Origin of the sequence: Streptomyces sp. NPDC020747, from assembly GCF_044334695.1 — a bacterium.
GTDB lineage: Bacteria > Actinomycetota > Actinomycetes > Streptomycetales > Streptomycetaceae > Streptomyces.
This window is the reverse complement of the sequence record NZ_JBIRTJ010000005.1, coordinates 22,934-36,673: the sequence shown is the minus strand read 5'-3', so window position 1 is coordinate 36,673 and position 13,740 is coordinate 22,934. Positions and strand designations below refer to the sequence as shown.

The 13,740-nt window shown below is 69.1% G+C and carries 8 protein-coding genes; 3 read left to right on the top strand and 5 right to left on the bottom strand.

Annotated features, from left to right (window positions below; all coding sequences use genetic code 11):
• Positions 1–88: 88 nt before the first annotated feature.
• A complete protein-coding gene (gene galE, locus ACH4YP_RS15360; RefSeq protein ID WP_398490850.1) occupies positions 89–1,069 on the top strand; it encodes a UDP-glucose 4-epimerase GalE in 981 nt (326 codons plus the stop codon).
• An 87-nt stretch (positions 1,070–1,156) separates the two neighbouring features.
• On the opposite strand, the gene ACH4YP_RS15355 is transcribed toward galE, so the two are convergent.
• Complete coding sequence (locus ACH4YP_RS15355; RefSeq protein ID WP_055517933.1) at positions 1,157–1,378, bottom strand: hypothetical protein; 222 nt, start codon at positions 1,376–1,378, stop codon at positions 1,157–1,159.
• Between the two features lie 252 nt (positions 1,379–1,630).
• A complete protein-coding gene (locus tag ACH4YP_RS15350; protein WP_398490849.1) occupies positions 1,631–2,266 on the bottom strand; it encodes a TetR/AcrR family transcriptional regulator in 636 nt (211 codons plus the stop codon).
• A 259-nt stretch (positions 2,267–2,525) separates the two neighbouring features.
• Between ACH4YP_RS15350 and ACH4YP_RS15345 the strand changes: the two genes are divergently transcribed.
• Together ACH4YP_RS15345 and ACH4YP_RS15340 are read left to right on the top strand one after the other, a co-directional pair.
• The gene (locus ACH4YP_RS15345; protein ID WP_398490848.1) at positions 2,526–3,461 is read left to right on the top strand and encodes an ABC transporter permease; all 936 of its coding nucleotides are present in this window, start codon (positions 2,526–2,528) and stop codon (positions 3,459–3,461) included.
• A gap of 121 nt (positions 3,462–3,582) precedes the next feature.
• Positions 3,583–4,326 (top strand): ABC transporter ATP-binding protein, encoded by a 744-nt coding sequence (locus ACH4YP_RS15340; protein WP_361064838.1) that lies wholly within the window; start codon positions 3,583–3,585, stop codon positions 4,324–4,326.
• A gap of 34 nt (positions 4,327–4,360) precedes the next feature.
• On the opposite strand, the gene ACH4YP_RS15335 is transcribed toward ACH4YP_RS15340, so the two are convergent.
• The 3 genes from ACH4YP_RS15335 to ACH4YP_RS15325 all read right to left on the bottom strand — a co-directional run bounded on the left by ACH4YP_RS15335 (position 4,361) and on the right by ACH4YP_RS15325 (position 13,609).
• Positions 4,361–5,470, bottom strand: a complete 1,110-nt coding sequence (locus ACH4YP_RS15335) for a glycosyltransferase (protein WP_398490847.1) — start codon at positions 5,468–5,470, stop codon at positions 4,361–4,363.
• On the bottom strand, positions 5,467–8,385 hold the full coding sequence (locus tag ACH4YP_RS15330; protein ID WP_398490846.1) for a CDP-glycerol glycerophosphotransferase family protein: 2,919 nt from the start codon (positions 8,383–8,385) through the stop codon (positions 5,467–5,469). The genes ACH4YP_RS15335 and ACH4YP_RS15330 overlap by 4 nt, the downstream gene beginning before the upstream one ends.
• Before the next feature lie 286 nt (positions 8,386–8,671).
• Positions 8,672–13,609: an NAD-glutamate dehydrogenase gene (locus ACH4YP_RS15325; protein WP_398490845.1), complete on the bottom strand. Its 4,938-nt coding sequence runs from the start codon at positions 13,607–13,609 to the stop codon at positions 8,672–8,674.
• Positions 13,610–13,740: the final 131 nt, after the last annotated feature.

Here is a 13,740-nt window from a genome sequence, read left to right as displayed (position 1 = left end):
ATCCACGCGTCCGCACGTCCGGTCCGCGCGTCCGGCCGGCCGCACCACCATCGACGCACCAACCGACACACGAGGGGACGGCCGATACATGACCTGGCTGATCACCGGCGGCGCTGGCTACATCGGGGCGCACGTCGTCCGTGCGATGACCGAGGCGGGCGAACCGGCCGTGGTCTACGACGACCTGTCCACCGGCATCGCCGAGCGGGTGCCCGACGGGGTGCCGCTGGTCGTCGGCTCGACCCTGGACGGGGACCGGGTGGCCCGCGCGCTCAAGGACCACTCCGTCACGGGCGTCGTCCACCTGGCGGCGAAGAAGCAGGTCGGCGAGTCCGTGGAGCTGCCGCTGCACTACTACCGAGAGAACGTCGAGGGGCTGCGGGTGCTGCTGCAGGCGGTCACGGCCGCCGCGGTGCCGTCCTTCGTGTTCTCGTCCTCCGCGGCGGTGTACGGCATGCCGGACGTCAACCTGGTGACCGAGGAGACGCCCTGTGTGCCGATGAGCCCCTACGGCGAGACGAAGCTGGCGGGGGAGTGGCTGGTCCGCGCGACGGGCCGCGCCCACGGTCTGTCGACGGCTTGCCTGCGCTACTTCAACGTGGCGGGCGCCGCGGCGCCGGAGCTGGCCGACACAGGCGTCTTCAACCTGATCCCCATGGTCTTCGAGAAGCTCACGGAGGGCGTGCCCCCGCGCGTCTTCGGCGACGACTACCCGACCCCCGACGGCACCTGCGTCCGTGACTACATCCACGTGGCCGACCTGGCGGAGGCCCATGTCGCGGCCGCACGCCGGCTGGCCGCCGCCCCCGGCACGGACCTGACCCTCAACATCGGCCGCGGCGAGGGCGTCTCCGTCCGCGAGATGATCGACCGGATCAACGAGGTCACCGGCCGCACGCTCACCCCGACCGTCACCCCGCGCCGCGCAGGCGACCCGCCCCGCGTCGTCGCCTCCGCCGACCGCATCGCCGCGCAACTGGCCTGGAAGGCCAAGCACGACGTCCACGACATGATCACGTCGGCGTGGGAGGGCTGGGTACGGCTCCGTCCCGAGGCCCGGCGGGGCTAGGGACCGGGTTCAGAAAACGCGCTCGCCGCGGGCCGGACGTCGTCCGGGGCCGCGGCGAGTGCCTGACGGGTGTACTGACGGGATCCGTCAGAGCTTGTCCATGCGGGTGTAGGGGCTGACGATACGGGCCTGGCGGGAGCCGAAGTCGACGAGCATCGCGATGCCCTCCTCGACGCCGACGATCCTGCCCAGGCCGAACTGGTCGTGCGTAACACGGTCACCCAGGGCGAAGTGCTTGGCGACCGGGACAACCGGAGCTTTGAAGGGACTGGTGGACAGGTGGCGCCGGGGCGCGGATGGCTTCGTCATCGTCAGTCCAGTATGCGCCCCCGAGGGCCTCGAAAGTGAGGCCCGGATGACAACGATCCGGACGCTACGGGGTTGACGCCCCTTGCCGGGGCACCCCGCAAGGGGTTCGGAGCTGCGACGATTCCTGGCTCCCTGGCATGAACGGGACCAGCCTCGGCCGACTTCCACTACCCGCGCGTGAACCCGGACTTCGTGACCCGGAGGCGCCTTTTCGACGCCCTTCGACGCCTTGCGGCCGCCTTTACAACATCTTTACAACGCCTTGAGTGCCACCGCCGTGGCCCGGGCCAGGCTCTCCAGGTACCCCTTCGGCGGCTTGGGGCTGCGGATGACCACCGAGCGCCAGTACAGCGGTCCGGAGATCAGGTCGAGGGCCAGCTCGTCGTCGATGCCCATCCGGACCTCGCCGCGCCTCTCCGCCGCGGCGACGATGCCGCTGGCGACGCCCTCCTGCCCCTCCCGCAGGGCCTTCTGCATGGCCTCGGCGATGTCCGGGTTGCGGGCGGCCTCGGCCTGAAGGTCGGGGATGATCTGCGAGGCGACAGGGTGACGCAGGGCTCGTGACGTGACCTCGTACAGGAGACGCAGGTCGCCCTCCAGGGAGCCCGTGTCGGGCGCCGGCAGCCCCTGCACCGCGACCGCCGACACCAGGTCGAGCACCAGATGCAGCTTGGAACGCCACCGGCGGTACACCGCGGTCTTGCCCACGCCCGCGCGGCGCGCGATCCCCTCGATGGACATCCGCGCGTATCCGACGGCCGCGAGCTCCTCGAAGACGGCCGCCCTGATGGCCTCCGTCACATCCTCCCGGAGCACCGCCGCCCCGGCGGGAGTCCGGCGGCGCGGCTGCTGCGGGCTCTCTGGGGCCCCGTCGGCGTTCGTCATCATGCCGGACAGCATAGGGGCGTCACGACGAAACGGTTGCGTTCCGACGTCGAATCGGCCTACGCTCACGTGACGACGATACGGTTCCGTCCCGACGTAAAGAGGGTCCCAGGTACGGGTAAAGACGGGCCCGTGGCGACGTAAAAGAAGCGTTCGCACACCCCCGTTCGCACGCCTCCTCTCCCACGCAGTTCCTCTCACGCACCCCCTCCCTCACGCACCCCCTCCCACGAGCCACGCGCTCCGAGCGAAAGCAGCGGATGTGAGTCAGGTCCTCCACTCACCGCCCCCGGCGCCCGACCCGGTGCCGGTATCGGCCGCCCTGCCCGACGACGCCGCGGCACTCGCCGCCCGTTACGGCCTCACGGTCAGCGGCGCCCGCCCCTCACTGCCCGCGTACGTCCGCCAGTTGTGGGCACGCCGGCACTTCATCACGGCGTTCGCCACGGCCAAGCTCACCGCCCAGTACAGCCAGGCGAAGCTCGGCCAGGTCTGGCAGGTGGCCACGCCCCTGCTGAACGCGGCGGTCTACTACTTCATCTTCGGCGAGCTCATGGGCACGAGCCGCGGCGTCCCGGACTACATCCCGTTCCTGGTCACCGGCGTCTTCGTGTGGACGTTCACCCAGAGCTCGATCATGGCGGGCACCCGGGCGATCTCCGGCAGCCTCGGCCTGGTGCGCGCCCTGCACTTCCCACGGGCCGCGCTCCCGGTGTCGTACGCGCTGCAACAGCTCCAGCAACTGCTGTTCTCGATGGCCGCGCTGTTCGTGATCCTGCTCTGCGTCGGTGTGCCCGTCCGTATGTCCTGGCTCCTGGTCGTTCCCGCCCTGGCACTGCAGTTCGTGTTCAACGCGGGCGTGGCGATGATCATGGCCCGGATGGGTGCGAGGACGCCGGACATCGCGCAGCTGATGCCGTTCGTGCTGCGCACCTGGATGTACGTGTCCGGTGTCATGTGGAGCATCGACCGGGTGCTCACCGCCCACCAGGACATGCCGCACTTCGTGCTGGTCGCGCTGGAGTGCAACCCGGCCGCTGTCTACATCGACCTCATGCGGTTCGCGCTCATCGACACCTTCCACGCGAGCCAGCTGCCCCACCACGTGTGGCCGCTCGCGGTCGGCTGGGCGCTGCTCGCCGGCGTCGGCGGCTTCATCTACTTCTGGAAGGCTGAGGAGACGTACGGCCGTGGCTGATCCCGAGAACGCACCCGCCCCCACCCTCGTCGCGGACCGTGTCCCCACCGTCGCGACCGACGCCTCCGTCCCCGCTGCCGGGGCGGACCTCGTCCCCACCGTCGTCGCCGACCGCGTCGACATCGTCTACCGCGTCAACGGCACGGGGGCCGGCCGCGGCAGCGCCACCGCGGCCCTCAACCGCATGCTGCGCCGGAAGAAGACCGAACAGGCCTCGGGCGTGCGGAAGGTGCACGCCGTGAAGGCGGTCTCCTTCACCGCGTACCGGGGAGAGGCGATCGGGCTCATCGGCACGAACGGATCCGGAAAGTCCACGCTGCTCAAGGCCGTCGCCGGGCTGCTTCCGGTCGAGCACGGGCGGATCTACACGGACGGGCAGCCCTCGCTGCTCGGTGTGAACGCCGCCCTGATGAACGACCTGACCGGCGAGCGCAACGTGTATCTCGGCGGCCTCGCCATGGGAATGTCCCGGGAGCAGGTGCGCGAGCGGTATCAGGAGATCGTCGAGTTCTCCGGCATCAACGAGAAGGGCGACTTCATCACGCTGCCCATGCGGACGTACTCGTCCGGAATGGCCGCGCGGCTTCGTTTCTCCATCGCCGCGGCCAAGGACCATGACGTGCTGATGATCGACGAGGCCCTGGCCACCGGAGACCGCTCCTTCCAGAAGCGGTCCGAGGACCGGATCCGGGAACTGCGGAAGCACGCCGGCACGGTGTTCCTGGTGAGCCACAACAACAAGTCGATCCGGGACACCTGCGACCGGGTGCTGTGGCTCGAACGCGGCGAACTCCTCATGGACGGGGCCACGGAGGACGTTCTGCAGGAGTACGAGAAGTTCACCGCGGGCGGGGGCAAGAGGTAGGAACCCCTGAGGAGGCTGCAGGCGGCAGGCGCTGTCAGCGCTCCAGGAACGCGAACAGGTCCTCCCACTTCCTCACTATCTCGTCCGTCGTGTAGCGCTGGATACTGATCCTCGCCGCCTCGCCCATCCTGTCCCGCAGTTCCTTGTCGGACATCAACGTGCCGAGGCGGCGGGCCAGTTCACCGGTGTTACCCAGGGCGGCGAGCAGGCCGTCCTCGCCGTCGTGGACGATCTCGTGGACGCCGGGGGCGCAGTCGAAGGCGGCGCAGGGCACGGCGGTCGCCATGGCCTCCATGAGGGCGAGCGGGAAACCCTCGCCGCGGGAGGACTGGACGAAGACGGAGCCGCCGCGCAGGGCGCCCGGCACATCGCTCGTACGCCCCATCCAGTCCACGGAGTTGTCGAGTCCCAGAGCCGTGCACTGCTTCTTGAGGATCTCCTCGTCCTCGCCCGAGCCGTAGATGCGCAGCCGCCAGTCGGGATGGTTCGGCGCGACCTCCGCCCAGGTGTCGAGGAGCATGTCTATGCCCTTCTGGTCGTGCAGCCGGCCGATGCTGATGACCGCCTTCTCGACGCGCGGCGAGGGCACCTCGGGCATGAACGGCAGCGGGTTCGGCATGAACGAGGCGTTGTTCAGGCCCTGTCCTATCCACAGGTCGGCGTCCTCGCGGGTCAGCGCCAGCATGCGGTCGACGTCCTTGTAGTGCTTGAGCACCCGCTGGAAGCGCGAGGACGCCTTCGAGTACACGAAGGACTCATGGCTCATGCCGATCACGGTCAGCCCGCGGGTGTCGGCCTGCGCCACCCACTCCATGGCCCACACCTGCGTGACGATGACGACAGCGCCGGGCCGCGCCGCCCGGAACAGCGCGGTGAGCTTGACGGCCTGCTCGCGCATGCTCGCGTCACGCGCCCTGCCGGGACGCGGCGGCTGTCCGGCGTACAACGTCGTCATCGGGTAGGGCACTTCGCCGAGTTCCTGCACGACCTCTGACGGGGTGATGCCGACGACATGGACGCGATGCCCGCGCCCGGTGAGGAGCCGGGCCATCTGGTGCGACCAACTGGTCACTCCGCCCAGCTCGTCGACACTGTTGGAGACGAAGAAGACGTCCCGCTGCGGATAGGTGCTCACGAGGGTCATCCACGCCTCCACTGCGCGAAGAACTGGTCGACGATGCTCTGGGCGGCGGTCCCCTTGTCGTACTCGCCGAATTCCGCCACGAACCCCTCCCGCGCCTCCGCGTACTTCACGGCCTGCTCGTCCAGGGAGGCGAGGGCGGTGTGCAGCTCCTCCTCGGTGCGCACGACCGGTCCCGGCGCCCGCTCCAGCAGGTCGAAGTAGGTGCCGCGGCCCTCGTGCACGTACTCCTCGTAGTCGTAGGCGAAGAAGAACATCGGCCGGCCGAGGAGCGCGTAGTCGAACATCACGGACGAGTAGTCGGTGATCAGCCCGTCGGCGAGCGCGAGCAGCGGGGTCACGTCGTGGTGTGCCGATACGTCGATGACGCGCCCGCGCACGGACGGCGGGAGCACGACGTGGTTGAGGTAGTGCGAGCGCACGAGCAGGACGTACCGGTCACCGAACGTGTCGGCGAACCGCTCCACGTCGAAGGGCAGCTCGAACCGCCGCTGCCTGCCCCCGTGTTGACGGAAGGTGGGCGCGTACAGCAGTACGGCCCTGTCGTCGGGAATCCCCAACTCGGCGGCGAGCGCCCCGCGTTCGCGCTTGCCCACTTCCTCTTCCCTTCTCCTGGCCCGCACCAGGTCGTCGTTGCGGGGATAGCCCACCCGCAGCAGCGTCCTCTCCTTCAGGCGGAACGCCCGGGCGAGGGTGCGTACGTCGTGCTCGGAGCGGATCAGGAACCGGTCGAACCGGTCGAGGGTGCGCTGCTGTTCGGCCTGCTCGGGCCGGGATCTGAGCTTCCACTCGGGCTCGTCGAAGCCCATCCGCTTGAGTGCCGAGCCGTGCCAGGTCTGGATGTAGGTCGTCTCGGGCCGCTTGGTGAGCTTGAGCGGATAGCTCTGGTTGTCGACCCAGAACTCGGCCTGCGCCAGCGCCTTCAGATAGGGCAGCGACCAGCGGCGTACGAGAGTGGCGTCGGCCGGAAACCCGGTCGGACTGCTGCCGGTGTACGACCACACGGCCTCGAACTCCAGCCCCTGGCGCCGCATCTCCTCGTAGATCGCCTTGGGGCTGTCGCTGAACTGCCGGCCCAGATGGCTCTCGAAAACAACGAGCCCCTTCTTCACGGGCAGCCGGCTGAACACCTCGTGGTACAGGCGGATCTTGGTGTCGCCGGAGGTCAGCTTCCTGCGTACCTCCTTCGCCTTGCGGTACCCGGACTTGGCGAACCGGCCGGGCACGCCCCGCACACCCCGCTCGACGAGCGCGTCCACCTTCTCGCGGGTCATGATCCGGAAGGAGAGATGGCCGCGCGAGGAGATCTCGGGCGCGACGTGGTCGGCGACCAGCCGGGTGAGCCGGGGCCGGACGGGCAACTGCCCGTCGGCCAGCCCGGGTTCGGAGGCGGTGAGGCGGGTGGTGGTGCGGGCGCCGTCGACGTCGAGATGCAGCCGTACGTCCCACACCGCGTCCACGATGCCCAGCGGCCGCAGCCCGCGCGCGAGGTCCGCCGACGCCTCCCAGCCGATGGCCGCGCCCTCGTGCCGCAGGGTGGCGACCGGGAAGCGGAAGACCTGGAACCGTACGCCCTTGCGGCGGGCGGCGAACTCCAGCTCGCCGGTGAGCCGGGCGCCGGGCGGAACGACACCGAGGGGATTGGTGATGTGCCCGGCCAGCCGGACGGTACCGCCCGCCTCCTCGTACCCGGTCAGGACGTTGCGCAGGAACATCTTCTCGACGGGCCTGACGTGATAGCCGAGTTCGGTGACGTCGAGGACGTGCCGGGCGAAGTCGCCGTCGAGAGGGTCGTCGAGGTGTTCGGCACACCAGTAGATGCGGCCGTCGCGTTCCACCATCGGCGCGGAGATCTTGTCGCGGTTGGTGAGGGTGTCCACGGCCGGCAGGAGGTTGTCCCAGTCGCTCTTCTGCAGCAGATAGGCGCAGATGGCGTGGATGGGCTCCACCTCGTCGAAGGCGGCGCGGTCGATGGACTCCAGGTAGTCGCGGGCGATCTCGGCGAACTCCTCCCGGTAGGAGGCGTCCCGGAACGGCAGGTCACGCAGATGCAGCACCAGGTCGTGCTTGAGGAACTTGACGTCCTTGTGGAACTTCAGCTCCAGCAGGCCCTTGTCGGCGAGGAGTTGGTCGACCCGCCGATGGATCTCCATCCGGTGCGCGAAGTTGGCGATCTCGGCACGCCGGTTGCTGATCGACTTGGCCGTGGCCTTGTCGACGACGTTCCAGTCGTAGACGCGGTTGGGGATGAGGGTGATCCGGCGCGCGGCGGCGTAGGCCTGGGCGGAGAAGAGCAGATCCTCGTAGTGGATCCCGACAGGAAAGGCGAGCCCCTGCTCGGCAAGAAAGTCCCGCCGATAGCACTTGTTCGTCGAGAGGGTGTCGAAGACCAGCAGGTCGGGCAGCTCGGAGATCGACTCCAGGGTGCGGGTGCGGGCGTACAGCCAGGGGTACCACTTGACCTCCTTGCCGTTGCGCGAGTCCACGTGCACCCGCACGCACATCCCGGAGACCAGGTCGGCGCCGGTCGTCTCGGCCGCCTCCAGCATGTTCCGGCAGGCGTCGCGCTCCAGTACGTCGTCACTGTCGAGGAAGAGGACGTACGTGCCGCGCGCCTGGGCGATGCCGTGATTGCGGGGAGCCCCGCATCCTCCGCTGTTCTGTTCGAGCTGGAAGGCCCGGACCCTGCCGGGGTGCTCGGCGGCCAGCCTCCGTGCCACGTCGTACGACCCGTCCGTACTCCGGTCGTCCACGATCACGACCTCGACGTTCCGCAGGGTCTGCTCCAGCACGGAGCGCACGGCTGTGGGCAGCCGCGTCTCGTCGTTGTAGACGATCACGACGACGGACACGTCCGGTACGCCAGCCGGTACGACTCCCGGTACGACGCCCTGTGCGGGAAGCGATTCCTCGTTCATCCTATTTATCCTAAGTGTCCCTTGCTGGACCCTGTACGGGGTGTAGGCCGCTTGGGGGCCACTTAGGTAGATGTTGATCGAGAGGCACGGGTTGCTCCGGGGACCTTTTCGCCCCCGCCGCCCCTACCCACCAGCCCGTCCGGCGTTTGAGGACGAGGCCGTTCAGGCCGATGGCGGGGGTCTGGGGGCGCAGCCCCCAGAAGGGACGGGAATGGGTAGGGGCGGCGGGGGCGAAAAAGAAAGGGCGCCCCCAACCCGCAGGGCGCCCCTCTCCGGTCCCGAGGAACTACGACCGCGTGCGCAGCATCGTCCTCATCGTCCTCATCGCCACCGACAGATTCGCGAGATCGAACGCCTCGGACCCCTGGATCTCCTCCAGAGTCGTCCGCGCCCGAGCGAGAATCGCCACGTTCTTCTCCTCCCACGCCTTGTACCGCTGCTCAGGCGTGGACCCCCCGTTCCCGACGGCGAGAACATCGGCGGTCAGCGCGGCATGCGCCGCGTACAGGTCCTCACGGATGGACGCCCGGGCCATGGACTGCCACCGGTCCGCACGAGGCAGCTCGATGATGCGATCCATGAGCTGCGTGATCCGCAGCCGGTCGGCGAGGTCGTAGTAGACCTCCGCGACGTCCATCGGGTCCTTGCCCATCCGGTCCCCCACCGCCACGATGTCGAGCGACGGGAAGGCGGACGAGAACCCGGCCACCCGCTGGGCGAGCTCGTCGGGCACCCCGCCCTCGGACAGCTCGTCGTAGATCTGCTGGTACCACTCCAGATCCGCACCCCGCAGCAGCTTGGGCAGCTCGGCCCAGACCCGCGTGACGCCCTCCCGGAAGAAGTCGATCGTCTCGGCGAGCTGCAACGGCTGCGGCCGGTTGTTGAGCAGCCACCGCGTCCCCCGCTCGACGAGCCGCCGCGAGTGGAGTCGGATCCGGGTCTGGACACCCGCGTCGACCGTGTTGTCGAGCGCCTCGACGGCGTCCCACACCTCGCTGGAGTTGAAGATCGCACGGGCCGCGGTCTGTGCCCGGACGATCTCCTCCAGGGAGGCCCCGGTCTCCTCGCGGAGCCGGTGCAGGAAGCTCGTACCACCGGTGTTGACGGTGTCGTTGACCAGCACCGTCGTGACGATCTCGCGGGACAGCGGGTGGTTGTCGATCTGCTCGATGAACTGCTCGCGCAGCGCGGTCGGGAAGTACGCGTGCAGCAGCCCCCGCAGATACAGATCGTCGGGCAGCGAGGTGTGCAGCAGCTCGTCGGAGACCGTGATCTTCGTGTACGCGAGGAGGACGGCCGTCTCCGGCGAGGTCAGGCCCTGCCCGGTGCCGAGCCGCTCCCGGATCTGCCGGTCGGTCGGCAGGAACTCCAGCGCCCGGTCCAGATGGCCCTCGCGGACCAGGTGGCGCATGAAGCGCTGCTGGGCGTGGAGCATGTCCTTGGACTGGGCGAGCGCGTTGGCCAGGGCCGTGTTCTGCGCGTAGTTGTTGCGCAGGACGAGGCCGCCGACCTCGTCGGTCATCTGGGCGAGCAGCTTGTTGCGCTGCTTGACGGTCATGTCGCCGTCCGCGACGACCGTGTTGAGCAGGATCTTGATGTTCACCTCGTGGTCGGAGGTGTCCACGCCCGCGCTGTTGTCGATGGCGTCCGTGTTGACCTTGCCGCCGGCCTGCGCGAACTCGATGCGGCCCAGCTGGGTGAGGCCGAGGTTGCCGCCCTCGCCGACGACCTTGACCCTCAGGTCGGCGCCGTCCACGCGGATCGCGTCGTTGGCCTTGTCGCCGACGTCCGCGTGCGACTCGGTCGACGCCTTCACGTACGTACCGATGCCGCCGTTCCACAGCAGGTCCACCTGCGCCTTGAGGATCGCCCGCATCAGGTCGGCGGGGGTCATCTTGACGATGTTGCCCTCGATGCCGAGGGCCTCGCGGATGTGGCTGTTGAGCTGGATGGCCTTGGCCGTACGGGGGTAGATGCCGCCGCCCTGCGACAGCAGCGTCTTGTCGTACTCCTCCCAGGAGGAGCGTGGCAGCTCGAAGAGGCGACGGCGCTCGGCGTACGAGGTCGCCGCGTCCGGGTTCGGGTCGATGAAGATGTGCCGGTGGTCGAAGGCGGCGACCAGCCGGATGTGCTCGCTGAGCAGCATGCCGTTGCCGAACACGTCACCGGACATGTCACCCACGCCGACGACCGTGAAGTCCTCGGTCTGCGTGTTGACGGCCAGCTCCCGGAAGTGCCGCTTGACGGACTCCCAGGCTCCGCGGGCGGTGATGCCCATCTTCTTGTGGTCGTAGCCGGCCGAGCCGCCGGAGGCGAAGGCGTCCCCGAGCCAGAAGTTGTAGCTCTCCGCGACACCGTTGGCGATGTCGGAGAACGTCGCCGTGCCCTTGTCCGCGGCGACGACGAGGTACGTGTCGTCCTCGTCGTGCCGTACGACGTCGGCGGGCGGTACGACCTCGCCGGCCACCATGTTGTCGGTGATGTCGAGCAGCGCCGAGATGAAGGTCTTGTAGCTGCGGATGCCCTCGGCCAGCCAGGCGTCGCGGTCCACGGCCGGGTCGGGCAGCTGCTTGGCGACGAAGCCGCCCTTGGCGCCGACGGGCACGATGACGGTGTTCTTGACCATCTGCGCCTTGACCAGCCCGAGGATCTCGGTCCGGAAGTCCTCACGCCGGTCGGACCAGCGCAGACCGCCTCGCGCGACCTTGCCGAACCTGAGATGGACGCCCTCGACGCGCGGCGAGTACACCCAGATCTCGTACGCCGGACGCGGTGCCGGCAGGTCCGGGATGGCCTGCGGGTCGAACTTCATGGAGACGTACGTGTGCGGCTCGCCGCCGCCCGCCTCCTGGAAGAAGTTCGTGCGCAGGGTCGCCTTGATGACCGTGAGGAAGGAGCGCAGGATCCGGTCCTCGTCCAGGCTGGCGACCTGGTCGAGGGCGGCGTCCAGCTCCTCCAGGAGGGCGTCGGTCAGTTCGAGGCCGGCGCGCTGGCGGTCCGGCGACATCCGCGCCTCGAAGAGGGAGACGAGCAGCCGGGTGGTGTGGACGTTGCTGCGGAGGGTGTCCTCCATGTAGTCCTGGCTGAACGTCGAACCGGCCTGCCGCAGGTACTTCGCGTACGCGCGCAGCACCATCGCCTGCCGCCAGTTCAGCCCGGCGCTCAGGACGAGGGAGTTGAAGCCGTCGTTCTCGGCCTGTCCGGTCCAGGTCGCCGAGAAGGCCTCCTGGAACCGCTCGCGGCCGTCGTCGCCGAGGTGGTCGCCGTTGCCGCTGCCCGTCTTGGGCAGGCGCAGGCCGAAGTCGTAGATCCACGCGGACGCGCGGTCCGAGCAGCGCAGCTCGTACGGGCGCTCGTCGGTGACCTCGACGCCGAGCCGGGTGAGGACCGGCAGGACGGCGGAGAGGGAGACCGACTCCCCGGTGCGGTAGATCTTGAAACGGCGCTCGCCGGGGGCGGCCCCCACCGGCTCGTACAGGCTGAGTGCGAAGTTCTTGCCGTTGCCGAGCTGCTCCAGGTGGACCAGGTCGGCGACCGCGGTGCGCGGGTTGTGGTCGGCCTTGTAGCCCTCGGGGATGGCGTTGCCGTACCGGCGCAGCAGTTCGGCGGCGCGCTCCTCGCCGCACTCCGCGTTCAGCGCCTCGGCGAAACCGTCGGCCCAGGAGCGGGCGGCCTCGACGAGCCGCGCCTCGATGCGGTCCTTGTCGACGTCGCTCAGCTGCGGCAGCTCGGTGCCCTGCGGGACCCGGACCACGAAGTGCAGCCGGGAGAGGATCGACTCGGTGTTCCAGGCGGTGAAGTCGACGCTGGTGCCGCCGAGCTCCTCCTTCAGGATGTCGATGATCCGCAGGCGTACGCCGGTGGTGTAGCGGTCGCGCGGGAGGTAGACGAGCGCCGAGTAGTAGCGCCCGTACTCGTCCTGCCGCAGGTAGAGCCGCAGCCGCCGCCGCTCCTGGAGGTACAGGACGGAGGTGACGATCGACCGCAGCTCGTCGGGCGGGGTCTGGAAGAGCTCGTCGCGCGGGTACGTCTCCAGGATCTGGAGGAGGTCGCGCCCGTCGTGGCTGTTGGGCAGGAAGCCCGCGCCCTTGAGGACCTCGGCGACCTTGCGCCGGACGACGGGGACACGGCGTACGGACTCGGTGTACGCGGCGGAGGAGAAGAGGCCCAGAAAACGGCGCTCGCCGACGACGTTGCCGTCCTCGTCGAACTTCTTCACGCCGACGTAGTCGAGGTAGGAGGGCCGGTGCACGGTGGCGCGGCTGTTGGCCTTGGTGAGGACCAGCAGCTTGTGCTCGCGGGCCTTGGCGCGGGCGTCGGCGGGCAGCCGCTCGAAGGACGGGCTGACCGGGTGGCTCTCGTCGGTCGCGTGGTGCGGATCGGAGCGCAGGATGCCGAGTCCGGTGCCGGGAACGGCGGCGAGCGAGTCGTCCTCGCGCAGCTCGTACTCCCGGTAGCCGAGGAAGGTGAAGTGGTCGTCCGCGAGCCAGCGCAGCAGCTCACGGGCCTCCTCCACCTCCTGGTCGCGCAGGTCGTCGGCGGTCGGCTCGGTGGGCAGCTCGTCGGCGATGCGCAGCGCGGAGTCGCGCATCTTCTCCCAGTCCTCGACGGCCTCACGGGCGTCGGACAGGACGCGGACCAGGTCGGCGGTGATCTGCTTCAGATCGGCGCGGTCGGTCTCGCGGTCGATCTCGACGTGGATCCAGGACTCGACGAAGGTGTCGTGGGCCTGCTCGCCGGCGGGCCGGGCCTTCAGGACCTCGATGAGCTTGCCGGTGAGATCGCGCCGCACGATGACCTGCGGGTGGATGACGACATGGATCCCGCGCCCCTGCCGGGACAGCTCGTTGGTCACGGAGTCGACGAGGAAGGGCATGTCGTCCGTGACGACCTCGACGACGGAGTGGCTGCAGGTCCAGCCGATCTCCTCGACCGTCGGCGTGTGGACTCTTACGTTGGCCGTGCCCTGAGGTCGGTTCTCGGCCAGCCGATAGTGCGAGAAGGCGGCTCCGAAGACGTCGTCCGGGTCTCGGTCGGTGAGGTCTTCGGGGGCGGTGTGCAGGTAGTAGCGCTGGAGGAACGCGAGCAGGGTGTCCTGGTCGGGAGCGCTCGCGCCCGTCTTCCCGGTCGGCAGGTGAAGATTCCCCCCGACAGGGCTGTTCTCAGCTACCCGGGCGGCCCGTTCGAGCAGCTCGGCCTTGGCTTCGTCCAGCTTGGTCTGCATTGTCCTCTGGCTCCTGTCGCGCGCCGTTGCGTGACGTCGTAGAACGTGAAGTGACGTAGCGCCGCGACGCGGGGTGTCCGGTCTCGTTCGACGCTATGCCGCGATGAGAGATGAGCGGGGCGTTATCGGCC